Annotated in this window: 21 protein-coding genes and 1 pseudogene; 17 read left to right on the forward strand and 5 right to left on the reverse strand. The window is 63.3% G+C overall.

Annotation, left to right across the window (positions count from 1 at the left end):
- A partial coding sequence (locus EN906_RS01940; protein ID WP_164777087.1) for a urate hydroxylase PuuD occupies positions 1 to 102 on the reverse strand: 102 nt, incomplete at its 3' end.
- A 162-nt stretch (positions 103 to 264) separates the two neighbouring features.
- Between EN906_RS01940 and EN906_RS01945 the strand changes: the two genes are divergently transcribed.
- The 3 genes from EN906_RS01945 (at position 265) to EN906_RS01955 (ending at position 3564) form a co-directional block, all read left to right on the forward strand.
- Positions 265 to 1185: a LysR family transcriptional regulator gene (locus EN906_RS01945; protein WP_027039874.1), complete on the forward strand. Its 921-nt coding sequence runs from the start codon at positions 265 to 267 to the stop codon at positions 1183 to 1185.
- A 103-nt stretch (positions 1186 to 1288) separates the two neighbouring features.
- Positions 1289 to 2302: an LLM class flavin-dependent oxidoreductase gene (locus EN906_RS01950; RefSeq protein WP_127266490.1), complete on the forward strand. Its 1014-nt coding sequence runs from the start codon at positions 1289 to 1291 to the stop codon at positions 2300 to 2302.
- Positions 2299 to 3564 carry an LLM class flavin-dependent oxidoreductase gene (locus EN906_RS01955; protein WP_127266489.1) on the forward strand — a complete coding sequence of 422 codons (1266 nt, stop codon included), beginning with the start codon at positions 2299 to 2301 and terminating at the stop codon, positions 3562 to 3564. Before EN906_RS01950 ends, EN906_RS01955 begins: the two co-directional genes overlap by 4 nt.
- Before the next feature lie 12 nt (positions 3565 to 3576).
- Here EN906_RS01955 and xdhC read toward each other — a convergent pair whose 3' ends face one another.
- The 4 genes from xdhC to uraH all read right to left on the reverse strand — a co-directional run bounded on the left by xdhC (position 3577) and on the right by uraH (position 9091).
- Positions 3577 to 4587, reverse strand: a complete 1011-nt coding sequence (gene xdhC, locus EN906_RS01960; protein WP_127271953.1) for a xanthine dehydrogenase accessory protein XdhC — start codon at positions 4585 to 4587, stop codon at positions 3577 to 3579.
- 75 nt (positions 4588 to 4662) lie between these two features.
- A complete protein-coding gene (gene xdhB / locus EN906_RS01965; RefSeq protein ID WP_127271950.1) occupies positions 4663 to 7023 on the reverse strand; it encodes a xanthine dehydrogenase molybdopterin binding subunit in 2361 nt (786 codons plus the stop codon).
- 208 nt (positions 7024 to 7231) lie between these two features.
- Positions 7232 to 8713: a xanthine dehydrogenase small subunit gene (gene xdhA / locus EN906_RS01975; RefSeq protein ID WP_127268650.1), complete on the reverse strand. Its 1482-nt coding sequence runs from the start codon at positions 8711 to 8713 to the stop codon at positions 7232 to 7234.
- Positions 8714 to 8716: 3 nt separating this feature from the next.
- Positions 8717 to 9091, reverse strand: coding sequence for a hydroxyisourate hydrolase (uraH, locus tag EN906_RS01980; protein ID WP_127268651.1), 375 nt, complete (start codon positions 9089 to 9091; stop codon positions 8717 to 8719).
- A 203-nt stretch (positions 9092 to 9294) separates the two neighbouring features.
- Here uraH and puuE point away from each other — a divergent pair, with 203 nt between their 5' ends.
- From puuE to EN906_RS02050, 14 genes and pseudogenes are all read left to right on the forward strand, one after another.
- Entirely contained in the window at positions 9295 to 10713 is a 1419-nt protein-coding gene (gene puuE, locus EN906_RS01985) for an allantoinase PuuE (protein ID WP_127268652.1), read from the forward strand.
- A gap of 10 nt (positions 10714 to 10723) precedes the next feature.
- Positions 10724 to 11587 carry a bifunctional allantoicase/(S)-ureidoglycine aminohydrolase gene (locus tag EN906_RS01990; RefSeq protein ID WP_127271948.1) on the forward strand — a complete coding sequence of 288 codons (864 nt, stop codon included), beginning with the start codon at positions 10724 to 10726 and terminating at the stop codon, positions 11585 to 11587.
- The gene (locus EN906_RS01995; RefSeq protein ID WP_127271946.1) at positions 11584 to 12075 is read left to right on the forward strand and encodes an ureidoglycolate lyase; all 492 of its coding nucleotides are present in this window, start codon (positions 11584 to 11586) and stop codon (positions 12073 to 12075) included. The genes EN906_RS01990 and EN906_RS01995 overlap by 4 nt, the downstream gene beginning before the upstream one ends.
- Before the next feature lie 66 nt (positions 12076 to 12141).
- Positions 12142 to 12735: a nucleoside deaminase gene (locus tag EN906_RS02000; protein ID WP_127269858.1), complete on the forward strand. Its 594-nt coding sequence runs from the start codon at positions 12142 to 12144 to the stop codon at positions 12733 to 12735.
- An 82-nt stretch (positions 12736 to 12817) separates the two neighbouring features.
- Positions 12818 to 14803 (forward strand): CocE/NonD family hydrolase, encoded by a 1986-nt coding sequence (locus tag EN906_RS02005; RefSeq protein ID WP_127269856.1) that lies wholly within the window; start codon positions 12818 to 12820, stop codon positions 14801 to 14803.
- A 153-nt stretch (positions 14804 to 14956) separates the two neighbouring features.
- Entirely contained in the window at positions 14957 to 16543 is a 1587-nt protein-coding gene (locus EN906_RS02010) for an ABC transporter substrate-binding protein (protein WP_127271943.1), read from the forward strand.
- A gap of 15 nt (positions 16544 to 16558) precedes the next feature.
- Entirely contained in the window at positions 16559 to 17518 is a 960-nt protein-coding gene (locus tag EN906_RS02015) for an ABC transporter permease (RefSeq protein WP_127268156.1), read from the forward strand.
- A 9-nt stretch (positions 17519 to 17527) separates the two neighbouring features.
- Positions 17528 to 18352, forward strand: a complete 825-nt coding sequence (locus EN906_RS02020) for an ABC transporter permease (protein WP_127268157.1) — start codon at positions 17528 to 17530, stop codon at positions 18350 to 18352.
- Entirely contained in the window at positions 18352 to 20007 is a 1656-nt protein-coding gene (locus EN906_RS02025) for an ABC transporter ATP-binding protein (RefSeq protein ID WP_127268158.1), read from the forward strand. The genes EN906_RS02020 and EN906_RS02025 overlap by 1 nt, the downstream gene beginning before the upstream one ends.
- A gap of 182 nt (positions 20008 to 20189) precedes the next feature.
- Positions 20190 to 21779, forward strand: a complete 1590-nt coding sequence (locus EN906_RS02030) for an ABC transporter substrate-binding protein (RefSeq protein WP_127268159.1) — start codon at positions 20190 to 20192, stop codon at positions 21777 to 21779.
- Positions 21780 to 21876: 97 nt separating this feature from the next.
- Complete coding sequence (locus tag EN906_RS02035; protein ID WP_127268160.1) at positions 21877 to 22716, forward strand: alkaline phosphatase family protein; 840 nt, start codon at positions 21877 to 21879, stop codon at positions 22714 to 22716.
- A gap of 169 nt (positions 22717 to 22885) precedes the next feature.
- Positions 22886 to 23452: a sigma-70 family RNA polymerase sigma factor gene (locus tag EN906_RS02040; RefSeq protein ID WP_127268161.1), complete on the forward strand. Its 567-nt coding sequence runs from the start codon at positions 22886 to 22888 to the stop codon at positions 23450 to 23452.
- A complete protein-coding gene (locus tag EN906_RS02045) occupies positions 23449 to 24117 on the forward strand; it encodes an anti-sigma factor (RefSeq protein WP_127302105.1) in 669 nt (222 codons plus the stop codon). Before EN906_RS02040 ends, EN906_RS02045 begins: the two co-directional genes overlap by 4 nt.
- Positions 24107 to 24372, forward strand: a pseudogene (locus EN906_RS02050) (peptidase S8); the annotation flags it as partial. The gene EN906_RS02045 and the pseudogene EN906_RS02050, both read left to right, overlap by 11 nt.

Genomic DNA, 24372 nt, shown 5'->3' on the forward strand with positions numbered 1-24372 from the left:
GACGAAGAAGAAGGACGAGCCGATCCAGGCGATGCCGGTGACGACGTGGAGCCAGCGCACGGCAAAACTCAGCCAGTCCCAGAAAATCGCGAAATCCATCATTGAAATCGTCCCTGCCGATCGGGCGACTTTACGGGTTGGAGCGCAAACGGAAAGAGGCGAGGTGCACGATGACTTTCAAAAAAAAATGGAAAATACTAGGGTAGTCACACGCAGCAGGATGGGAGCCGCCCGAAGGCGGCCTCAGGAAAGCCACTAAACCGCATGGCCTATCTCGACAACATTGCCGTCTTCGTTCGCGTGGTCGAACTCGGCAATCTGTCGGCGGCCGGGCGCGACATGCGGATTTCGCCGGCGGTCGCCTCCAACCGCATCAAGGAGTTGGAGAAGCACCTAGGCGTGCGTCTGTTCAACCGCACGACGCGGCAATTGATGCCGACCGAGCATGGCACGGTTTTTTACGGGGGCGCAAAGCAGGTGCTGGAGGCGATCACCGAAGCGGAAGCCGCGGTCTCGGCGCTTTCCGGTCAGCCGCGCGGCACCATCCGCGTCACCGCCCCCTTGGGCCTCGGCCGTCGGTTGGTGGCCTCGGGCATTCCCGATTTTCACGACAAATACCCAGACATCGAGGTGAGGCTGAGGCTTTCGGATCACAATGTCGACATCATGAAGGAAGGCATCGACGTCGCCTTCCGGCTCGGCATCATCGAGGATTCCAGCCTCAGGATGCGCGGCATCATGGAATGCGAGCGCGTGCTGGTGGCGGCGCCGAAATATCTCGAGGCGCGCGGCGAACCGATCGAGCCGCAGGAACTGATCGGCAAGAAGCACGACTGCCTGATGCTGCGTTATTCCGGCGCGCGCGAATATGTGTGGACGCTGCAGACCCCCACAGGCCCGCAGAAATTCGAGGTGCACGGGCCATATGACACCGACGATGGCGACGTGCTGACCGGCTGGGCGCTTTCAGGCCGCGGCATCATCAACAAGCCGCGCTTCGAGGTCGAGCCATTCATCCGCGACCGGCGGCTGAAGGTGATCCTGAGCAGCACGCCACCGACACCGGTGCAGTTCGCCGCCGTGTATCCGCACAAGAAGCTGCAGGATCCAAAAGTGCGGCTGCTGCTCGACTTCATGGCCGAGCGCTGCCAGCGACTGATCAACGATCTGCTAGCTGGGAAATAATGCTGGCCTCCACGTGACCGGCGGTTGGCCCAGCGCCAGCGGTTGCCATCCCCTGAAGTGGCGAACATAGTTCGGGTGGTATTTCGTCTCGCAGGCACCATCGATGGACAGCGGCGCCACAATGCATCTTGCCGTTTCGCTGTTTCCGGGGATCGCCGATCCATCGCCGGAACCGGGATTCAGCCGCCTGACTGGTTTCGTGCAAAAGGCCGAAGCAGCGGGCCTGGACATGGTGCTGCTTGCCGATTCCGCACCGGCGGCCGGCGGCGGTGCCGCGAACAGCCCGATGCCCTTCGAAGCGACCACTTTGCTGGCCGCATTGGCGACTGTCACAAGCAGGATCGGGCTCGTCGCCGCGGCATCGACCGTCGCCCACCAGCCATACAATCTGGCGCGCCGTTTCGCCTCGCTCGACATTATCAGCCATGGCCGCAGTGGCTGGAACGCAACCATGACGCAAGCGCCACGGGAAGCAGCCAATTTCAGCCGGCCCGGGGGATTTTCGCCCGACGATTTCCGCCGTCGCAGTGAGGAATGTATCGGCATCGTGCAAGGTCTGTGGCGGGGCTGGGATGCGGACGCGCTGCTGTTCGACCAGAGCGGCGGCCGCTTCCATGACCCCGAAAAGATGCATTTGCTCGACCATAAGGGCGAGTTCTTTTCCGTGCGCGGACCGCTGAACGTCGCACGCTCGCCGCAGGATACGCCAGTGCTCGTCTTGTCGGGCTTGAGCGAAGCCGACCTGGATATTGCCGCCCGCATCGCCGATGTCATCCTGCTGGATGACGGACCGGTGGAGGGCGCGACAGGACGCTATGACGATATCAGGCGCCGTGTCGCAGCCTGTGGACGCGACCCGGATGCCGTCAAGGTGCTGACGAACGTCGCGCCAACCGCCGATAGTAAGCCGGCTGCCGTCGCCGAGAGGCTGGAAGAGGAATTCCGGGCGAAAAGCTGCGACGGGTTCAACATCCTGATGCCGGCACAGCTTTCAGCGCTCGACGATTTCGTCGATCTGGTTTTGCCGGAACTGAGGCAGCGTGGCCTGTTTCGAGAGAACTATCGCGGCACGACGTTGCGCTCGCATCTCGGGCTTGCCGGCGGAGGTGACCGATGACCGCTCGCCAGATCAAGCTCGGCGCCTTCCTGTGGGCGACAGGCCACCACATCGCGGCCTGGCGCCATCCCAAGGCACACGTCACCGCCGGCACTGACATCGACCATTACATCGCGCTGGCGCGCACGGCGGAAGCGGCGAAGTTCGACATGATCTTCTGCGAAGATGCCGCAGGCCTGCGCGAAGCCAATGTCGGCATTGCCAGCCAGACTTCGCGCTCGATCGGCTTCGAGCCGATCAGCCTGCTTTCGGCGCTCGCCGTCCAGACCAGCCGCATCGGCCTCGTCTCGACAGCCTCGACAAGCTACAACGAGCCCTATGGCCTGGCGCGAGCCTTCCTGTCGCTCGACCATCTGAGCGGCGGCAGGGCCGGCTGGAACCTGGTCACCTCGGCCAGCCCTGTCGAGGCCGCCAATTTCGGCTCGACCGGCCTCAAGCCCCATGCCGATCGCTATGAGCGCGCGCGCGAATTCGCCGAGGTGGTAACCGGGCTCTGGAACGGCAAGCTCGATGGAGCTTCTGGATCCGGACATGACGGCCAGAGCTTTTCGGTTCGCGACCCGCTCGATCTGCCGCGTTCGCCGCAGGGCGCGCCTGTCATGGTCCAGGCCGGCGCCTCGGATGTCGGCCGCGACCTTGCCGCCCGCACCGCCGATGTGGTGTTCACCGCGGCGCAGACCTTCGAGGAAGCGAAGGCCTTCTACGACGATCTCAAGGGGCGTCTGGCGGCCTACGGGCGCGAGCCTGACGACATCAAGATCATGCCGGGCGTCGCGCCAGTGGTGGCGGAGACCGAAGCGGAGGCCCGTGAAAAATATGAGGAATTGCAGGCGCTGATCCCCGACGACGTCGGTGTGGCGCTGCTGTCCAGCTATCTCAGCATCTCCGATCTGTGGCGCTACCCGATCAACGGGCCGCTGCCGGACCTGCCGGAGAGCGAGGGGATGAAAAGTCGGCAGGCGCTGGTCATCGAGCAATCGCGCCGCGACGGCCTCTCTATCCGCGAGCTTGCCCGGCATTTCGCCGGCGCGCGTGGCCATTGGCGCATCGTCGGCACGGCGGCCCAGGTTGCCGATGAGTTGCAGGCGCGGTTCGAAGGCGGTGCCGCCGACGGCTTCAACGTCATGCCCTCTTATTTCCCCGGCGAACTCAATGCCTTTGCGATGCTCGTCGTGCCTGAACTGCAGCGGCGCGGCCTGTTCCGCACGGAGTACGAGGGCCGCACATTGCGCGACCAACTGGGTTTGAAACAGCCGGTTTAGCTGTGGCGCAGCCTAGCCTGCCATCACCCTGCCATGCGGAATTTGATGGTCGGCACTTGAGGTTGCGTTGTGACTGACCAGCGCCGTCATGATCTCGGCCGCCGCCAGCGCCGCGATGACCTGCGGGCGCTTGTCCTTGACGGTGTCGCCGCCGATTGGCGAGACGAGGCGGGCAAACTCAGCTTGACTGCCATCCGCCGATTTCAGGAACCAGTTCCTGAACGTCGCTTTCTTGGTCTTCGAGCCGATCATGCCGACATAGGCGGCATCGTCGCGTTTCAGCGCCTCGGCGACGATCAGGAAATCCAGCGCATGGTCGTGGGTCAGGATGGCGAAGGCAGTGCCGGCGGGAGCATCGCGCACCATCGCCTCGGGCATCGGCGTCAGCCGCATCTCTACGGTTTCCGGCATGCCTTCCAGTGCTTCGGCGCGCGTCTCGATGACGACGCCGTGCACGGGAAGAAGTGCGATCGTCGACGCCAGCGCCTGGCCGACATGGCCGCCGCCGAAGACGTAGACATATGGCAGGTGTGCCTCTTCGGCTTCCGCAACCGCAACCAGTTCGGCGGCAAGCGCGGCATCGACGAGCCGGATCAGCACTTCGACGCGCCCGCCGCAGCATTGGCCGATTTCCGGGCCTAGCGGGACGTCCAGGGTAGCGCAGACTTTGTCAACCTCGATGCGGGTTCCCCTCCCCCTCGAGGGGAGGGTGGCGGCGAAGCTGCCGGGTGGGGTCGGATCGACCGGGCTCAACGCCCTGGCGGTGCCTTCTGATAGGACCCCCTCTGTCGGCTTCGCCGACATCTCCCCCTCAAGGGGGGAGAAGAGCATCTGCCTGGCCCTGTCGATTGCCATGTATTCGAGCTGACCGCCGCCGATCGTGCCAAAGATCGCCGCCCGCGAGACGAGCATAAATGCGCCCTTCTCGCGTGGCGTCGAACCTTTTGTGCCAGCCACTTCGACCAGGGCAATCCGGTCGGCGCTGGCAAGGAAGTCTCTCAGGCTTTGCACTTTCGAATTCATCATTCGCATTCCCGTGCGGGAAATATAGGTTTTTTCGGCCCGGATTGCACACATTGCTGACCCCCTGGGCCGGATTCAGGCGCCGGCCTCTTTCTTCAGCCGCTCGATCGCCATCAGCACGCGTTCCGGTGTGGCGGGGGCATCGAGGCGCGGGCAAATCTTGTTGTCGGCGACACTGGCCACCGCATCCGACAGCGCATGCAGCACCGACATGCCGAGCGGGAACGGCGGCTCGCCGACCGCCTTGGAGCGGTGGATGGTCGGCTCGCCCGCTTCCGGCCAGTCGGCCAAGGTGACGTTGAAGATCTTTGGCCGGTCGGAGGCGAGCGGGATCTTGTAGGTCGACGGCGCATGCGTGCGCAGCCGGCCCTTGGCGTCCCACCACAGTTCTTCCGTCGTCAGCCAGCCCATGCCCTGGATGAAGCCGCCCTCGATCTGGCCGATGTCTATAGCTCGGTTCAGCGAGCGCCCGCAGTCATGGAGAATATCGGTACGCTCGACCATGTATTCTCCGGTCAGCGTGTCGACCGAGACTTCCGAACACGAGGCGCCATAAGCGAAATAATAGAAGGGGCGGCCCTCGCCCTTGTCGCGGTTCCAGTGGATTTTCGGCGTCTTGTAGAAACCCGCCGCCGACAGCTGGACACGGGCCATATAGGCCTGCTTGACGAGGTCGGCGAAGGCGATTTCCTGGTTGCCGATGCGCACCCGGTTGGGCAGGAACAGCACCTGATCGCGCGGCACCTGGTATTTTTCGGCGGCGAAATCGGTCAGCCGGTCCTTGATCTGGCGCGCGCCATTTTGCGCCGCCATGCCGTTGAGGTCCGAGCCGGACGACGCTGCCGTGGCGGAAGTGTTCGGCACCTTGCCGGTCGTGGTCGCGGTGATCTTGACCTGGTCGAGGTCGATCTGGAACTCTTCCGCCACCACCTGCGCCACCTTGACGTAGAGGCCCTGCCCCATCTCGGTCCCGCCATGGTTCAGATGCACCGAACCGTCGGTGTAGACATGCACCAGCGCGCCGGCCTGGTTGTAGTGGGTGGCGGTGAACGAGATGCCGAACTTGACCGGTGTCAGCGCCAGGCCGCGCTTGATGAAACGGCTGTTGGCGTTGAAGGCCGATATCTCACGCCGCCGCCGCGCATAGCTGGCGCTTTCCTCCAACTCGGCGACGATGCGCTGGATGATGTTGTCCTCGACCGTCTGGTGGTAGGGCGTGATGTTGCGGCCCCTCTCGCTATCACCACTGGTGCCGTAGAAATTCTTTTTGCGGATTTCGAGTGGATCCTTGCCGACGGCAAAGGCCACCTCGTCGATGACGCGCTCGGCGCCGACCATGCCTTGCGGGCCACCGAAACCCCGAAACGCGGTGTTCGAGACGGTGTTGGTGTAGAGCGGCGCCGATTGGGCATGCACCGCCGGCCAGAAATAGGTGTTGTCGCAGTGGAACAGCGCGCGATCGGTCACCGGGCCGGAAAGGTCCGACGAAAAACCGCAGCGCGCCGCGAACATGAAATCGACGCCGAGGATATTGCCCTCGTCATCGAAGCCGACCTCGTAGTCGACGAGGAAATCATGACGCTTGCCGGTGGCGATCATGTCGTCGTCGCGGTCGGGCCGGATTTTCACGGCGCGATGGTGTTTCTTCGCGGCGATCGCGGCCAATGCGGCAAACTGGTTGCCCTGCGTCTCCTTGCCGCCGAAGCCGCCGCCCATGCGGCGGATTTCCACCGTGATGGCGTTGCTCGGCACGCCGAGCGCGTGGCTGACCATATGCTGGACTTCGCTCGGATGCTGGGTCGAGGAATAGATGGTGACGTCCTGGTCCTCGCCCGGAATGGCCATGGCGATATGGCCTTCGAGGTAGAAGTGTTCCTGGCCGCCGACGCGCATTTTTCCCTTCAACCGGCGCGGCGCCTGACGGATGGCTGTGGCGGCATCGCCGCGCTTCAGCGTCAGTGGCGGCGTGACGAGTTTGTCCTTCCTAGGATCGAGCGCACCAATGTCGGTGACGAAGGGCAATTCCTTGTATTCGACCTTGGCCAGCCTGGTGGCGCGGCGCGCCTGCTCGCGGGTCTGCGCAATGACGCAGAAGATTGGCTGGCCGTAGAATTGCACCTTGCCGTCGGCCAGCACCGGCTCGTCGTGGCGGCCGGTCGGCGAAATGTCGTTTTCGCCGGGCACGTCACTGGCCGTCAGCACGTCGACAACGCCGGGCGCTGTACGCACCGCCGAGAGATCCATGCTGGCGATCGTGGCATGCGTGGCGCTGGAAAGCCCGAGGCAGCCATGCAGCGTGCCGGCCGGTTCCGGCATGTCGTCGATATAGACGGCGGTGCCACTGACATGCTTGTGGGCGGAGTCATGCCGTTGATCGGTGGCAACGCCGCCGGCGATCTTTTCAGCCTTGAGGTTGGGGGCAGCGTGCTTGTTCATCATGCGCGCCCTTTCCCTTCTCCCCGTTCACGGGGAGAAGGTGGCCCGAAGGGTCGGATGAGGGGCAGCGCCGACGTCGACAGCCTTGCAGACAAAGATCGACGACGGCGCCGCCCCTCATCTGCCTGCCGGCATCTTCTCCCCGTGAACGGGGAGAAGGACGCTACTCGCGACCGTTCGGCTGTTTGTTCACTGGCATTGGTGCTCATCATGCCGCCTCGTTGCGTGACACTTGGAATGGTGCCCGGGTATCCGTGGTCTCGGCAAAGAAGCGCAACAGCAGGTTTTTCGCCGCCAGTGCGCGATATTCGGCCGAGGCCCGCATATCGGTCAGCGGAGTGAAATCCCTGGCATATTCGGCCATCGCCGCTTCAACTGCCTGTTCGGTCCACGGCTTGCCGAGCAGCGCTTTTTCGACAGAGGACGCCCGCTTCGGCGTCGCCGCCATGCCGCCATAGGCGATGCGCACCTCCGCCACCGTGCCGTCTTTAGCCAGCGTCAGGAAAAAGGCGCCGAGGGCTGCGGTAATGTCTTCGTCGCGGCGCTTGGTGATTTTGTGGACGGCGAATTTCGTGCCCCTGGCCGGAACCGGAACGTGCACGGCCTCGACGAATTCGCCCGGTTGCCGGTCCTGTTTGCCATAGGCAATGAAGAAGGTTTCCAGCGGAATCGAGCGCCGCTTCTTGCCCTTGCGCAGGGTGAGACTTGCGCCAAGCGCGATCAAGGGCGGCGGCGTGTCGCCGATCGGCGAGCCGTTGGCGATGTTGCCGCCGATGGTGCCCATGTTGCGCACCTGTTCGCCGCCGATGCGATCGAACAACGGCCCCAGCGCCGGGATACGCTTCGCCAATGTAGCGAAGGCGTCAGTGTAGGTGACGCCGGCGCCGATCGAAATGACGCCCTTGTCTTCCGAGATGGTGCAAAGTCCGTCGAGATTGCCTATGAAAATGGCCGGCGAAATATCGCGCATATGCTTGGTCACCCATAGGCCGACATCAGTCGAGCCGGCAACGATGGTGGCGCCGGGTTCCTTGTCCAGCACGGCGGCGAAATCATCGACGTTGGCCGGCACGACCAGCCGCGCCTTGGCCGAACCGATCTCGACCCGGGCGCCGTCATGCAGGGCCTCGAGCCTCTCGGTGATCGCCTTGCGCTCTGCGGCCAGCGGATCCTCCGCCGCCTTACCGTAGCTGGAGATGGCATGCGCGGCGCGGATGATCGCCTCGTAGCCGGTGCAGCGGCAGAGATTGCCTTGCAAGGCCTTTTCGATATCCGCGTTCGACGGATTCGATGACTTCATCCACAGGCCATAGAGCGACATGACGAAGCCCGGCGTGCAGAAGCCGCATTGCGAGCCGTGGAAATCGACCATCGCCTGCTGCACCGGATGCAGTTGGCCTGATACGCCGCGCAGATGCTCGACGGTCACGACGTGTGTGCCGTCGAGCGAGCCGAGGAAGCGGATGCAGGCATTGACGCTTTCATAGACCAGCCCGTCCGCCGAGAGCTTGCCGACCAACACGGTGCAGGCGCCGCAATCGCCCTCGGCGCAGCCTTCCTTGGTGCCGCGCAGCGAACGGTCGAGCCGCAGCCAGTCGAGCAGGGTCGCGTCTGACGCCACCGACGAAAGCGCGACGTCCCTGCCGTTGAGGATGAAGCGGATTTCTTTGCGGATGCTGATTTTGGCCATGCCTCAGCTCCCCCTGTATGTCGAGTAGCCGTAGGGCGAGACCAGCAGTGGCACATGATAGTGCACGGGCTCGGCCATGCCGAAGCGGATTGGTACTACATCGAGAAAGGCGGGTTTCGGCAGGCTCAACCCCTGCTGACGCAAATAGTCGCCGGCGGCGAAGACCAGTTCGTATTCGCCGGTGCGGAACTCCGCGCCGGCGAGCAGCGGCTTGTCGCAACGGCCGTCGGCATTGGTGACAACGGTCTTCAGATGTGTCCGCGCCTTGCCGTCGAGGTGATAAAGCGCGATCGACAGTCCCGCCGCCGGCTTGCCGGTCGCCGTGTCGAGGACATGGGTCGTCAGACGCCCGCCATCGGCATTCGACGTTTCTGCCATTGGCCGCCTCCCATTTCCGGTACGAGCGAATTGGCCCGGTACGATCAAGTATCAACAGTGAATTGTGCGCCAATTAAAGGCGATGCATAAGTCCCGGTCGAGCGGAGTGCGACAAAAACACTTTCAAAAATTTTCGGGGGAATGCGAGAGGCACCCTTTCGATATCCTGATCATACTTCGGGCCATGCCCGGCGGGAGGGACGATGCGTTACAGCAGAGACATGCGCGGCTACGGAGCCAATCCGCCGGACCCGAAATGGCCTGGCGGCGCACATGTCGCCGTGCAGTTCGTCGTCAACTACGAGGAAGGCGGCGAGAACTGCGTCCTGCATGGCGACAAGGCGTCTGAAGCCTTCCTGTCGGAAATCGTCGGCGCGGCACCCTGGATGGGCCAGCGTCACTGGAACATGGAATCCATCTACGAATACGGTGCCCGCGCCGGCTTTTGGCGGCTGCTGCGGCTGTTCACCGAGTCGCAAGTGCCGATCACCTGCTACGGCGTCGCCACCGCACTCGCCCGTTCGCCGGATCAGGTGGCGGCCATGCAGGAAGCCGACTGGGAGATCGCCTCGCACGGGCTGAGATGGATCGACTACCGCGACCACAGCGCCGAAGATGAGCGCCGCGACCTCGAGGCGGCGATCAAGCTGCACTACGAAGTGACCGGCGCGCGCCCGACCGGCTGGTATACGGGTCGCACATCGATCAACACAGTGCGGATTGTGGCGGAAGAAGGTGGTTTCGACTATGTGTCGGACACCTATGACGACGAGCTGCCCTACTGGTTCGAGCATGAGGGCGGCGCGCAGCTCATCATCCCCTATACGCTCGACGCCAACGACATGCGCTTCGCCACGCCGCAGGGCTTCAACTCGGGCGACCAGTTCTTTGCTTATTTGAAGGACAGCTTCGACACGCTCTATGCCGAGGGCAAGGCCGGCCGGCCACGCATGATGAACATCGGTCTGCATTGCCGCCTCGTCGGGCGGCCGGGGCGGGTGGCGGCGCTGAAGCGCTTCGTCGACTATGTGAAGTCGCACGACAAGGTCTGGCTGGCGCGGCGCATCGACATCGCCAAGCACTGGCAAGAGGTCAATCCTTATCAACCGGCGGCGCTCAGCCCATCGAAGATGGAATTCGAGACCTTCGTTCATACCTTCGGCGGCGTGTTCGAGCATTCGCCCTGGATCGCCGAACGCGCCTACGAATTGGAACTGGGCCCGGCGCATGACACTTCAGGCGGCCTGCACAACGCGCTTTGCCGTGTCTTCCGGTCCGCCAGCGAGACCGAGCGGCTTTCGGTGCTCAACGCCCATCCCGACCTTGCCGGCAAGCTGGCCAAGGCCAAACGGCTGACGGCGGAATCGACCAGGGAACAGGCCTCGGCCGGCCTCGACGCGCTGACCGACAAGGAGCGCGAACTGTTTTCCAAGCTGAACGCCGCCTACGTCACCACCTTCGGCTTTCCCTTCATCATCGCGGTGAAGGGCAAGACGAGGCAAGAAATCCTGGCGGAGTTCGAGGCGCGCATCGGCAACAGCCGCGGCGTCGAATTCGAGACCGCCTGCAAACAGGTCGAGCGCATCGCACTGCTCCGCCTCAAGGACATGCTTCCGCAATAGGTTTGAACCCATGGATACGATCAGAATGCCCGAGCGAACCTATTACGCACCACATGGCGGCCACCCCGGCCAGAGCGAGCTTCTGACCGGCCGCGCCGTCTTCACCGAGGCCTATGCCGTCATTCCTCGGGGTGTGATGCAGGACATCGTGACCAGTGCGTTGCCGTTCTGGGACGAGACCCGCGTCTGGATCTTGTCGCGACCACTGTCCGGTTTTGCCGAGACGTTCTCGCAATACATTGTCGAGGTCGCGCCCGGCGGCGGCAGCGACCGGCCGGAACCCGATGCCGGCGCCGAAGGCGCGCTGTTCGTGGTCGAAGGCGAACTGACGGTTCTGCTGGCCGGCAAGAAGCATGTCTTGCGGCCCGGCGGCTTTGCCTTCCTGCCGCCTGCCAGCGGCTGGACGGTCCGCAACGAAAGCAAGGCCGACGTGCGCTTCCACTGGATTCGCAAGGCTTACGAGGCGGTCGACGGTCTCGATGCGCCGGAGGCCTTCTTCGCCAACGAACAGGAGATCGCGCCGACGCCGATGCCCGGCACCGAGGGCCGCTGGGCGACGACGCGTTTCGTCGATCCAGCCGATTTGCGCCACGACATGCACATGACCATCGTCACGCTTGAACCGGGTGCGGTCATTCCCTTCGCCGAGACCCATGTCATGGAGCACGGGCTCTATGTGCTGGAAGGCAAGGCGGTCTATCGCCTCAATCAGGACTGGGTCGAGGTTGAGGCCGGCGACTATATGTGGCTGCGCGCCTTCTGTCCGCAGGCCTGCTATGCCGGCGGCCCGGGCAAATTCCGTTATCTGCTCTACAAGGACGTGAACCGGCACGCCAAGCTCGGCGGCGTCGGTGTCCCTGGGCGGACGCCGTGACGCGGATCATTGCGCGGCCACTGACCCGCGAGAGCTTTGCTCCGTTCGGCGACGTCATCGACATGGGCGGCGACAACCACTACCCGATCAATGGCGGCCGCGCGGAACGCTATCACGATCTGGCGACCGCCGAGGCGACCGGACCGAATGCCCGCGTGCTGATCTCGATGGTGCGCGGCACGCCTTACGAACTGCCGCTGAAGCTGAGCATGGTCGAGCGCCACCCCTTCGGCAGCCAGGCCTTCATCCCGCTGTCGCCGCGTCCATTCCTGGTCGTCGTCTGCCATGACGGCGAGCAAGGGCCTGATGAGCCGCATGCCTTCATCACCGCACCCGGCCAAGGCATCAATTACCGGCGCAATCTCTGGCATGGCGTGCTGACGCCGCTCGGCGAGCCTCAGGATTTCCTGATCGTCGACCGTGGCGGCGACGGCTCCAATCTCGAAGAGTTCCATTTCTCGCACGCCTACGAGATCCATCTCCCTTAATTTTTTGTGCGTGTCGTTACCCCAAACCCGGGGCACTTTGGGCGACATGCGGCAGGAGACCCCCTGATGACGGATATTTCGCTGATCGACCGCCTGCTCGACGTTATCGAGCACGACATCGTGCCGAAGACGGCCGACGGCGTCACCCATGGCAACAAGCTGTTCGGCGCCGCGATCCTGCGCAAGGACGACCGGTCGCTGGTGCTGGCCGAAACCAACAACGAGATGGAAAACCCGCTCTGGCACGGCGAGGTGCACTGCCTGAAGCGCTTCTACGAAATGCCCAGGGCTGAACGCGTCGATACGAAAGACGCCATCTTCATCGCCACGCACGAACCCTGCTCGCTCTGCCTGTCGGCTATCACCTGGACCGGCTTCGACAATTTCTACTATCTGTTCAGCCACGAGGATTCGCGCGACAGCTTTGCCATCCCGCACGACCTGAAAATCCTGAAAGAGGTCTTCACCCTCGATCCCGGCGGCTACAATGCCGAGAATGCCTACTGGAAGAGCTTTTCCATACGTCGGTTGGTGCGAACTTTGCCCGAAGCCGAGCGGCAACGGCTGGAAACACGTATCGGCGCGATTTCGGCGCGCTACGATGAGTTGTCCGGCGTCTATCAGGCGAATAAGGACGATAACGACATTCCGCTGAATTGACGCGGATTGACCAGCCGAATTCGTTGGCTGGCCCACGACGCGACCCCACCGGCTCCATCATCTGGCGATCCTGGAGCATGCCATGAAAACAGTCACCGAATTTTCCCGCAAGGTCGTCGAATTCCCGGACATGGGGATCGTCATGCCGGACGGCTGCCGGCTCTCGGCGCGGGTGTGGATGCCGGAGGATGCGGGCGACGATCCGGTGCCGGCGATCCTCGAACACCTGCCCTACCGCAAGCGCGACGGCACCATCTTTCGCGATCAGCTGACGCATCCCTATTTCGCCGGCCACGGCTATGCCTCGATCCGCGTCGACATGCGCGGCAATGGCGATTCCGAAGGGCTGATGGACGACGAGTATTCCGAGCAGGAATTGCAGGACGCCTGCGACGTCATCGCCTGGGCGGCAAGCCAGCCCTGGTGCAACGGCAATGTCGGCATGATGGGCATTTCCTGGGGCGGCTTCAACTGCCTGCAGGTGGCGGCCAAGCAGCCGCCGGCGCTGAAAGCCGTGATCAGCCTATGCTCGACCGTCGACCGCTATGCCGACGACATCCACTACAAGGGCGGCTGCCTGCTGATCGAGAACTTCGGCTGGGCTTCGACCATGCTGTCCTACTCGTCGCGGCCACCGGACCCGCTGCTGGCCGGCGACAACAGATGGCGCGATCTGTGGCTGACCCGGCTGGAGAACCAATCCTTCCTGGCGCCGCTGTGGCTGAAACACCAGCACCGTGATGCCTACTGGAAGCGCGGCTCGATCTGCGAGGATTTCTCCGCCGTCAAAGCCGCGGTGCTGTCGATCGGCGGCTGGCATGACGGCTACCGCAACACGGTCTCGCATCTGGCCAGCAACATCGAAGCCCCGGTCAAGGGCATTATCGGGCCATGGATCCACAAATACCCGCACTACGCAGGACCAAAACCCGCCATCGGCTTCCTGCAGGAGGCTCTGCGCTGGTGGGACCGCTGGCTGAAGGGTGTCGACACCGGTGTCGAGTCCGACCCGGCCTACCGCGCCTATGTCATGGACAGCGTGCGCCCAGCGCGCTGGCACCCCGAGCGGCCTGGCCGCTGGGTGGCGGAGCAGGAATGGCCATCGTCCAACATCAAGACACAAACGGTCGATCTGATCCCGTCAACGGAAAAACCCTCCATCGTTGCCTCGCCGCAAAGCTGCGGCCTGGCCGGTGGCGAGTATTTTCCCTTCACCTTCGGCCCCGAACTGCCGGGCGATCAGCGCCCCGACGATGCGCTGTCGGTGTGTTTCGACCAGTCGGAACTCAGTCAGGCCATCGACATCGTCGGCGCTCCGGAAGTCGAGGTGCGGCTGTCCTCCGACCGTCCGCAGGCCAACATCGCGATCCGGCTCTGTGACGTGCATCCCGACGGCGCCTCGGAACTGATTTCCTATGGCGTGCTCAATCTGACGCATCGCAATTCGCATGAATTTCCCGAGGCGCTGGTGCCGGGCGAAACCGTGTTCGCGCGCGTCGTGCTCGATCAATGCGGCTATCGCGTTCCGCCCGGCCACCACCTGCGTGTTGCCGTTTCAAACGCCTATTGGCCTGCCATCTGGCCGTCGCCGGAGCCGGTCCGGCTGACCTTGTCGGCTGCGACGCTCCGCTTGCCGCTGCGGCCGCTGGCGACAGACGACGAAGCGGCGTTCGCCGAGCCGGAAGGTGCCACTCCCTGGGCAACGGAGACGATCCGCGCCAGCAATTCCGAGCGCCATATCGATCGTGACGAAAAGACCGGAATCGTGACGCTTTCCATCGATGATGATTTCGGCGAGGTGCGCGATCTCGCTCATGGCCTGGCCAATGGCAGCATCGCCCGCGAGACCTGGACGATCCACCCCGACGATCCGCTCTCGGCCTCGGGGAAGACGCACTGGACGCAGACCCTGTCGCGAAACGGATGGTCGGTACGCACCGAAACGACAGCCGAAATGCGATCGGACGCGCAAAACTTCATCGTCAGCGCCAGAATCGAGGCCTATGAGGACGAAACCCTCGTCTTCGAGCGCAATTTCGAAGAGAAGGTGCGGCGCGCGCTTCTTTGAGCGCCGATTCATTGGTCCAATTGCGACGTACGATTTACGCCACGGCATGTCGCATTCGGTCTTGCTTACCGCTTTCCCTTGCGGTCATTATTCTCCTCACAAGAAACAAGAAAAACGACCGCAGAGTCGAACCAACAGAGTGAGGAACTCAAAATGTCGAACGAACTGGAATTTCTTAGCCGGCGTGTCGCGTCGGGCAAACTGAGCCGTCGTGATTTTCTCGGCCGGGCGGCGGCGCTCGGTATCTCCGCGCCCTTCGCCAACTCGCTGCTTTCAAGCGCTGCACGCGCGGCGGGTCCGGTCAAGGGCGGCACACTGAAGGCCGGCCTAGTCGGCGGTGAATCCACCAACAGCCTCGACCCGGCGCTGTTCATGACTCAGGTGCCGTTCGCCTTCGGCAAGATGTGGGGCGAATTGATTGTCGAGCTTTCGCCCGAAGGCAAGCTCGAGAATCGTATCGCCGAGGAGATCGGCTCGTCGGACGACGCCAAGGTGTGGACGCTGAAGATCCGCGACGGCGTCGAATTCCACAACGGCAAGACGGTGACCGCCGAGGACGTGGCCGCCACACTTGAGCGCCATTCCGACGAGAAGTCGAAATCCGGCGCGCTCGGCTATATGAAGGGCATCGAAACCATCAAGGCCAGCGGCAAGGAAGTCGTGCTGACCCTGAAGGAAGCCAATGCCGACCTGCCCTATTTGCTCAGCGACTATCACCTGATCGTCCAACCGAATGGCGGCAAGGACAAGGCCGACGCAGGCATCTCGGCCGGTCCTTACAAGGTTACGACCAATGAGCCCGGCGTGCGCCATGGCGGCGAGCGTTTCGCCAATTACTGGCAGGGCGACAAGATGGGCCACGCCGACCAGATCGAGATCATCGTCATCAACGATGCGACGGCGCGCACCGCCGCCCTGCAAGGCGGCCAGGTCAACATGATCAACCGCGTCGAGCCGAAGATCGTCGACCTGATCAAGCGCCTGCCCGGCGTCACCATCCGCAACCATGCGGGTCCCGGCCACTATGTCTTCATCGCGCATTGCAACACCGCACCCTTCGACAACAACGATCTGCGCATGGCGCTCAAGCTGGCCATCGACCGCGAAGAAATGCTCGACAAGATCCTGCGTGGCTACGGTTCGATCGGCAACGACTTCCCGATCAATGCGTCCTATCCGCTGTTTACCGAGATCGAGCAGCGCAAATACGATCCCGACAAGGCCAAGTTCCACTTCAAGAAGTCGGGCCATGATGGCGCCGTGCTGCTACGGACTTCCGACGTCGCCTTCCCCGGCGCCGTGGATGCCGCGCAACTCTATCAGCAGAGCGCGGCCAAGGCCGGCATCAAGTTGGAGATCAAACGCGAACCGGGCGACGGCTACTGGTCGGAAGTCTGGAACAAGCAGCCCTTCTGCGCCTCCTACTGGGGCGGCCGCTCGACGCAGGACCAGATGTACTCGACCGCCTATCTGTCGACGGCGGACTGGAACGACACGCGTTTCAAGCGTCCGGATTTCGACAAGATGGTGCTGGCGGCCCGGGCCGAACTTGACGAGACCAAGCGCAAGGCGATGTACCACGACATGGCTGTCATGGTCCGCGACGAAGGCGGTCTGATCCTGCCGATGTTCAACCAGTTCATCGACGCGACCGGTGCCAAGGTCGATGGCTGGGTCGACGATCCACATCAGGAACTGATGAACGGTTACGCCTTGGCGAAGTGCTGGCTGCAGGCCTGAGCCGGCTTTGCGGATATGTCTTCACCCATCCTGAAACTGATTGCCCAGCGCATCGCGCTGGGCATTCTCCTCTTGTTGGCCGTTTCGGTCCTGATTTTCGCCGGCACGCAGATCCTGCCCGGCGATGTCGCGCAAGCCATTCTTGGGCAATCGGCGACACCGGAGTCGCTCGCCAATTTGCGCGAGCAGCTCGGCCTCAACGATCCGGCCTATATCAGGTATTTCCGTTGGCTCGGCGGGGTGGTGACAGGCGACCTGGGTACCGCCATGTCGAGCGGCCAGGATATCGCCACGTCGATCAAGGGCCGGCTGTGGAACACGCTGTTCCTCGCCTTCTGGGCAGCGGTCGTCGCGGTGCCGCTAGCGATTATCCTCGGTCTGATCGCGGTGCGCTACCGCAATGGCTGGGTCGACAAGCTGATCTCCGGGCTGGCTCTGGCCTCGACCTCCTTTCCCGAGTTCTTCATCGGCTATGTGCTGGTCTATTTCTTCGCCGTGAAATGGCAAATCTTCCCGGGCATTTCGACTGTCTATGACGGCATGCCTTTTGGCGAGCGCATGCAGGCGATCGCTCTGCCGGCGGCAGCGCTGACGCTGGTCGTGCTCGCCCACATGATGCGCATGACACGCGCGGCGATCCTCAATGTCATGCAGTCGGCCTATGTCGAGACCGCGGAACTGAAGGGCCTGTCGGCCTTCAACGTCATCCGCAAGCACGCCTTCCCCAATGCCATCGCGCCGATCATCAACGTCGTCATGCTCAACCTCGCCTACCTGATCGTCGGCGTCGTCGTGGTCGAGGTGATTTTCGTCTATCCGGGCATGGGGCAGTATCTTGTCGACCACGTCACCAAACGCGACGTGCCGGTGGTGCAGGCGGTCGGCCTGATCTTCGCCGCCGTTTATATCAGCCTGAATATCATTGCGGACATAGCGGCGATCGTCGCCAATCCGCGTCTCAGACATCCGAAATAGGGGGCGGATATGCTCGATATCAAACGCATCCCCCTCCCCGCGCTGATCGGGATCGTGCTGACGGCATTGTTCGTGCTGGCGGCGATCTTCGCCCCCTGGATCGCGCCGCACGGCAATGGCGAAATCGTCGGCGACGTCTGGGAACCGATGTCGGCTGCCCATTTGCTGGGCACCGACAATCTCGGCCGCGATCTTCTGTCTCGCATGATCTACGGCGCCCGCATCACTTTGTTCATCGCGGTGCTGGCCACCGCACTGTCATTCTCGCTCGGCGCCATCCTCGGCTTCTCGGCGGCCGTCTTCGGCGGCTGGTTCGACACGCTGCTGTCGCGCCTCGTCGATCTCTTGATGTCGATCCCGACGCTGATCATGGGTCTCGTCGTGCTGTCAGTGCTGCCGACCAATCTGGTGACGCTGATCCTGGTGATGGGCATTCTGGATTCGACCCGCGTCTATCGCCTGTCGCGCGCGGTCGCCGTCGACATCAACGTCATGGACTATGTCGAGGCGGCGAAACTGCGTGGTGAGGGCAGCGGCTGGATCATCTTCCGCGAGATCCTTCCCAACGCATTGTCGCCGCTGGTTTCGGAACTCGGCCTACGCTTCATCTATGCCGTGCTGTTCCTGTCGACGCTGTCGTTCCTCGGCCTTGGCGTGCAGCCACCGGACGCCGACTGGGGCGGCATGGTCAAGGAAAACAAGGATGGCATCGTCTTCGGCATCGCGGCCGCGCTTATCCCGGCGGCGGCGATCGCCCTGTTGGCGATTTCCGTCAACCTGGTTGCCGACTGGGTGCTCAACCGGACGACCAGCCTCAAGGGAGGACGCGGGTGATGGCCGACACCAAAGCGAAATCAGGCCTGCTGCTCGACATCCGCAACCTACGCATCGAAGCCACCGTCTTCCCGCCCGGCGAGCCGCCAAAGAACATCGTGTTGGTGCACGATGTCTCGCTGACGCTTGAAAAAGGCAAGGTGCTCGGCCTGATCGGCGAGTCCGGCGCCGGCAAGTCGACCATCGGCCTGTCGTCGATGGGCTATGGCCGCGGCGGCGTGCGCATCACCGGCGGCGAGGTGATCCTGAACGGCCGCGACATCCTCAAGGGCGGCAAGGACGGCTTCCGCAAATTACGCGGCCGCGAGGTCTGCTATGTCGCGCAATCGGCGGCAGCCGCCTTCAACCCGGCGCACCGGCTGATGGACCAGGTGGTGGAAGCCACGCTGCTGCACGGTACGGCAACGCGGGCCGAGGCCGAGAAGCGCGCGGTTGCGCTGTTCAAGAAGCTCAGCCTGCCGAACCCTGAAACCATCGGCGAGCGCTTTCCGCACCAGGTTTCGGGTGGCCAGTTGCAGCGCGTGATGACGGCGATGGCGCTGTGCTCCGAGCCGGACCTGATCGTCTTCGACGAGCCGACAACGGCGCTCGACGTGACGACGCAGATCGACGTGCTGGCGGCGATCAAGGATGCCATCCGCGACACCCATGTCGCTGCGCTCTACATCACCCACGACCTTGCCGTCGTCGCCCAGGTCTCAGACGAGATCATGGTGCTGCGCCATGGAAGGCTGGTCGAATGGGGCGGCACAAGGCAGATCATCAAGGAGCCGCGCCAGGAATACACCAATGCGCTGGTCTCGGTGCATGAGATCGAGCATCAGGAGCAGAAACCCGGCACGTCGCCATTCCTGTCGGTGAAGAACGTCACCGCCGCCTATGGCCGCAGCGACATCAAGGTGCTGAAGAACGTCTCGGTCGACATCTATCCGGGTCAGACGCTGGCCGTGGTCGGCGAGTCCGGCTCCGGCAAGTCGACGCTGGCGCGCGCCATCACGGGACTTTTGCCGCCCGAACAGGGCACCGTCACCTTCGACGGACGTCCGCTGGCCAACAGGCTGGCCGACCGGCCGAAGGAGGATTTGCGCCAGTTGCAGATGATCTACCAGATGGCCGACGTGGCGATGAACCCGCGCCAGACCGTCGGCACCATCATCGGCCGGCCGCTCGAATTCTATTTCGGCATACGCGGCCGCGAGCGCGACAGGCGCGTCGCCGAACTGCTCGACAAGATCGAGATGGGCAAGGGCTTTTCCGACCGCTATCCGGCCGAACTTTCCGGCGGCCAGAAACAGCGTGTCTGCATCGCCCGATCGCTTGCCGCCAAGCCGAAGCTGATCATCTGCGACGAGGTGACCTCTGCGCTCGATCCGCTGGTCGCCAACGGCATCCTCAAGCTGCTGCTGGAGTTGCAGAAGGAGGAGAACGTCGCCTATCTGTTCATCACGCACGACCTCGCCACTGTGAAGTCGATCGCCGATTCGATCGCGGTTATGTATCGCGGCGAGGTGGTGCGCTACGGCCCCAAGAGCCAGGTGCTAAGCCCGCCCTTCGACGCCTACACCGACCTGCTGCTCTCCTCGGTTCCAGAGATGGAAATCGGCTGGCTGGAAAAGGCAATCAAGGGACGGCGCATGGCCAGCGCGGGCAACTAAAGCAATTCGGGGAAACTGGAACCGGTTCTCCCAGAAGAAGCGCATGGCGCTTCCCCTGGGAATTGCACCAGACCAAGCCGCCACATGGGGCGCCGGCGACCGTCATCCGGATGCAACACAAGAGCGCCAAACGTCCTTCGGGACGAGCGCTGCTCGCACGACTTTTAAAACAGGGGTAGGACATGAAGACTGAACTCGATTATCTCGCCGAACTCGCCGGTCAAGGCCGGATATCGCGCCGCGCCTTTCTTGGGCGCGCCGCCGCGCTCGGCGTATCGGCGGCCCTGATGCCGGCGCTGGCCGGCAAGGCATTTGCCCAGACGGCGGTGAAGGGCGGTATCATCAAGGCCGGTCTGCAGGGCGGTGAATCCACCAACAGCCTCGATCCGGCGCTGAACCTCAGCCAGGTTACCTTCAGCTTCGGCAAGCTTTGGGGCGAGTATCTCGTGCGCCTCACCCCGGACAACAAGCTGGTCAACCTGATTGCCGAGGAGATTGGCGCCTCGGCCGACGCCAAGACATGGACAATCAAGATCCGCGACGGCATCGAGTTCCACAATGGCAAGACGGTCGGCGCGGAGGATGTTGCTGCCACCATTGAGCGCCATGCGGACGAGAAGTCCAAGTCCGGAGCACTCGGCATCCTCAAGAACATCAAGGGGATCAAGGCGAGCGGCAAGGAGGTCATCGTCACGCTCGGCGACGCCGATGCCGACTTCCCCTATCTGATGGCCGACTACCATCTCACCATCCAGCCGAATGGTGGCAAGGACGATCCGAACGCCGGCATCAGCGCCGGTCCCTATAAGGTTAGCGTCAACCAGCCCGGCGTGCGCCATGGCGGCGAGCGCTTCGCCAATTACTGGCTGGGCGACAAGGCCGGCCATGCCGACCAGGTCGAGATCATCGTCATCAATGACGCGACCGCACGGCTTGCCGCCCTGCAGGGCGGCCAGGTGCACATGATCAACCGCGTCGAGCCGAAGGTCGTCGATCTGGTCAAGCGCATCGCGGGCGTTTCCATCGAGAACGTCTCGGGCAAGGGCTACTACCCGTTCAACATGTTCTGCGACACCGCCCCCTTCGACAGCAACGATCTGCGGATGGCGCTGAAGCTTGCCATGGACCGCGACGAGATGCTGGAAAAGATCCTGCGCGGCTATGGCTCGGTAGGTAACGACTTCCCGATCAACGAGGCCTATCCGCTGTTTTCCGCCGACATCGAGCAGCGCAAGTTCGATCCGGACAAGGCGGCGGCAGCCTATAAGAAATCGGGCCACAGCGGCTCGATCGTGCTGCGCACCTCGGACGTCGCCTTCCCGGGCGCCGTCGATGCCGCACAGCTCTATCAGCAGTCCTGCGCCAAAGCCGGCATCAAGATCGAGATCAAGCGCGAGCCCGGCGACGGCTACTGGTCGGAGGTCTGGAACAAGCAGCCTTTCTCGCTCTCCTACTGGGGCGGACGCGCGACGCAGGACCAGATGTATTCCACCGGCTATGTCTCGACCGCCGACTGGAACGACACGCGCTTCAAGCGGCCGGAATTCGACAAGATGCTGTTTACCGCGCGCGGCGAGCTCGACCAGGCCAAGCGCCAGGCGATCTACCACGATATGGCAGTTATGATGCGTGACGAAGGCGGGCTGATCGTGCCCTTCTTCAACCAGTTCATCGACGCGGCCGCCACCAGCAAGATCGGCGGCTATGCCAAGAGCCCTATCGGCGAAATGATGGACGGCTACGCGCTTGCCGAGTGCTGGCTCAACGCTTGAGCGGACTCTGATCGTCCGATTTCATCAATCAAGAACGCCGTGTGCCCAAGACGGCACACGGCGTCCCGCTTCAACCGCCAACCGCATGGAGCAGCCCATGGCGCTCAAGTCCAAGCTTCTGCTGATCATCCTCGACGGCGTGCCTTACCGGAACTGGCGCCGGCTGATGGGCAATCTCGAAGGCTGGGTGCAATCGGGCGAGGCGCGCGTCTGGAAGATGCGCTCGGTGCTGCCGTCGACCTCGGCCTGCTGCTATGCGTCGATCCACACCGGGGTCTCACCGCAGGTGCACGGGATTCTCTCCAACGAGAACCGGTTCCGCGTCGAGCAGCCCGATATCTTCTCCGAAGTCAGCAAGGCAGGCGGCAAGACGGGGGCGGTGACCCATTCCTACTGGTCGGAATTCTTCCGCGGCTATCCGTTCGACCTGGTCGAGGACATGGAATTCGACGAGCCAAGCGGGCCGATCACGCATGGCCGCTTCCACACCATGACCGGTTACAACCTTCGCAACCAGATGACGCCGAGCGATGTCGACCTGTTCGCGACGCTGACGATGCTGACGAAACGCCATGGCATCGACTACGGCATCCTGCACACCTGCACGCTGGACTCGATGGGACACCGCTTCGGCCACGACTGCCACGAGATGGACCATGCCGTCTATGCGATGGACGGGATGCTGGCCGCCTTCCTGCCGCGCTGGATCGAAGCCGGCTATGAGGTGATTGTCACCGCCGATCACGGCCAGACCGATCGTGGCCATCATGGCGGCCATGACGACGAGATGCAGGATTTCGCGCTGTACTATTTTGGACAAGGTAAGGGTCCGCAGGCCGACACGCTGCTCGACCAGCTGCAGCTGGCGCCGACAGTGCTGAGCCGGCTGGGTGTGGCAATACCGGAGGCGATGAAGGCTAAATCTTTCTTGGGGTGAGCGGGCGCGCAGAACTCTTCCCTTCCCCCCTTGTGGGGGGAAGGGAAGACCCTGCCTCTGGCAACACTTCCTTACTTCGGTTAGCCTCCGCAAAATTCCTTGGCGGAGGATGAACCTTTTTGGACCGATCAGCGACAGAGCAGACAGGAGCCAGGCGGCTCGACCGGCCATGACGGCAGCGACGGAGACCGATCGCGCTCTCGTCGACCGGGTCGCGAAGGGCGACCGTGCCGCCGTGCGGCTCCTGTTCATGCGTCACCACGCGCGGGTCTACCGCTTCGTGGCGCGCCAGACGGGATCGGAAATGATGGCCGACGATATCGCCAACGAAGTCTTCCTCGAGCTATGGCGCCAGGCGCCCGGCTTCGAAGGGCGTTCCGAAGTCTCGACATGGCTGCTCGGCATCGCCCGTTTCAAGGCGCTGTCCTTTCTGCGCAAGAAGAAGGAAGACTGGATCGACGACGAGGCCGCCGCCGCGGTGCCCGACGGCGCCGACACGCCGGAAGTCGTCACCATGAAGGAAGACAAGGCCGCCGCCCTGCGGCGCTTCGTCGACACCTTGCCCGAAGAGCATCGCGTGGTCATCGATCTTGCCTATTATCACGGACAATCGGTGAGCGAGATCGGCGAGGTGCTCGACATTCCGGTCGCCACCGTCAAGACCCGGATGTTCTACGCCCGCAAGAAACTCGGAGAGGCCCTCAAGGCCGCCGGTTACGACAGGGGGTGGCCATGAGCGCCGCTGAAAAGATGTCGCGCCGCGACGAAATGGAAACGCTGCTGCCGTTCTACCTGAACGGCTCGCTGGAAGGTTCCGACCTGGAAGCGGTCGAGGAATGGCTGGCCAGCGATCCGGCCGCACTTGCCGCCCTTGGCGAGGCTGAAGCCGAATTCTCCGGCGCCACGGCCGCCAACGAAGCAATCCGGCCGCCGGCCGATGCGCTCAGCCGCTTTGCCAAGGCACTCGACGCCGAGGCCGGGCCTGCGCGCAAGCCGGCAGGATCGTCCTGGCTGGCGCAGGCCTGGGGCCGCTTCATGGCGGTGCCGGTCGGTGTCGCCTGGGCGGCAGCCGCGGTTCTGCTGGCCCTGGTCATGGTGCAGTCGTTTGTCGAACCCGGCGGCAAGGGCAATGATTTCGAGATTGCCGGCGCGGAAAACGATCCGGCGAAAATGCCGTTCGCGCTGGTCAAGTTCAAGCCGGATGCCAGGATGTCGGACATATCCGCCTTCCTCGGCAGCAACGGCATGAAGATCGTCGGCGGACCGACCGCCGACGGCGTGTTCCGGCTTGGCATCCCGGCTGCCAACGCAGCCGACTACACCAAGCAAATCGGCCTCATTGCCGCCCAGCCCTTCGCGGAAACTGTGATCGAGGGAAGGAAACCGGTTGATGGCGGCTGAGGCGGTCATTCGATTTGCGGCAGTGCTTGCGACGGCGATGGCGATCGCCGTGCCCGCGTCGGCGCAGACCAGCAGCGCCAATCCTGATCGGACGCAAATCGACTGCGGCGATGGGACCAATGCGGCGGGAGCCGACTGCGCCAAGGATGGCAGCGACACAAAGGGCGGATCGGACGCAGGCCAATCCGGCGCCGTCTTCCTGCCGGCGCTGATCGTCGACCTGTTTCCTAACCCGGCGGCGCCTCCGACCCCTGT

Source organism: Mesorhizobium sp. M7A.F.Ca.CA.004.06.1.1, from assembly GCF_003999135.1.
Classification (GTDB): domain Bacteria; phylum Pseudomonadota; class Alphaproteobacteria; order Rhizobiales; family Rhizobiaceae; genus Mesorhizobium.

What these genes read in the sequence shown, in the direction of transcription:
- EN906_RS01945 (WP_027039874.1), top strand. Translation starts at nt 265, where the DNA reads ATGGCCTATCTCGACAACATTGCCGTCTTCGTTCGCGTGGTCGAACTC.
- EN906_RS01950 (WP_127266490.1), top strand. Translation starts at nt 1,289, where the DNA reads ATGGACAGCGGCGCCACAATGCATCTTGCCGTTTCGCTGTTTCCGGGG.
- EN906_RS01955 (WP_127266489.1), top strand. Translation starts at nt 2,299, where the DNA reads ATGACCGCTCGCCAGATCAAGCTCGGCGCCTTCCTGTGGGCGACAGGC.
- xdhC (WP_127271953.1), bottom strand. Translation starts at nt 4,587, where the DNA reads ATGAATTCGAAAGTGCAAAGCCTGAGAGACTTCCTTGCCAGCGCCGAC.
- xdhB (WP_127271950.1), bottom strand. Translation starts at nt 7,023, where the DNA reads ATGAACAAGCACGCTGCCCCCAACCTCAAGGCTGAAAAGATCGCCGGC.
- xdhA (WP_127268650.1), bottom strand. Translation starts at nt 8,713, where the DNA reads ATGGCCAAAATCAGCATCCGCAAAGAAATCCGCTTCATCCTCAACGGC.
- uraH (WP_127268651.1), bottom strand. Translation starts at nt 9,091, where the DNA reads ATGGCAGAAACGTCGAATGCCGATGGCGGGCGTCTGACGACCCATGTC.
- puuE (WP_127268652.1), top strand. Translation starts at nt 9,295, where the DNA reads ATGCGTTACAGCAGAGACATGCGCGGCTACGGAGCCAATCCGCCGGAC.
- EN906_RS01990 (WP_127271948.1), top strand. Translation starts at nt 10,724, where the DNA reads ATGGATACGATCAGAATGCCCGAGCGAACCTATTACGCACCACATGGC.
- EN906_RS02000 (WP_127269858.1), top strand. Translation starts at nt 12,142, where the DNA reads ATGACGGATATTTCGCTGATCGACCGCCTGCTCGACGTTATCGAGCAC.
- EN906_RS02005 (WP_127269856.1), top strand. Translation starts at nt 12,818, where the DNA reads ATGAAAACAGTCACCGAATTTTCCCGCAAGGTCGTCGAATTCCCGGAC.
- EN906_RS02010 (WP_127271943.1), top strand. Translation starts at nt 14,957, where the DNA reads ATGTCGAACGAACTGGAATTTCTTAGCCGGCGTGTCGCGTCGGGCAAA.
- EN906_RS02015 (WP_127268156.1), top strand. Translation starts at nt 16,559, where the DNA reads ATGTCTTCACCCATCCTGAAACTGATTGCCCAGCGCATCGCGCTGGGC.
- EN906_RS02020 (WP_127268157.1), top strand. Translation starts at nt 17,528, where the DNA reads ATGCTCGATATCAAACGCATCCCCCTCCCCGCGCTGATCGGGATCGTG.
- EN906_RS02025 (WP_127268158.1), top strand. Translation starts at nt 18,352, where the DNA reads ATGGCCGACACCAAAGCGAAATCAGGCCTGCTGCTCGACATCCGCAAC.
- EN906_RS02030 (WP_127268159.1), top strand. Translation starts at nt 20,190, where the DNA reads ATGAAGACTGAACTCGATTATCTCGCCGAACTCGCCGGTCAAGGCCGG.
- EN906_RS02035 (WP_127268160.1), top strand. Translation starts at nt 21,877, where the DNA reads ATGGCGCTCAAGTCCAAGCTTCTGCTGATCATCCTCGACGGCGTGCCT.
- EN906_RS02040 (WP_127268161.1), top strand. Translation starts at nt 22,886, where the DNA reads ATGACGGCAGCGACGGAGACCGATCGCGCTCTCGTCGACCGGGTCGCG.
- EN906_RS02045 (WP_127302105.1), top strand. Translation starts at nt 23,449, where the DNA reads ATGAGCGCCGCTGAAAAGATGTCGCGCCGCGACGAAATGGAAACGCTG.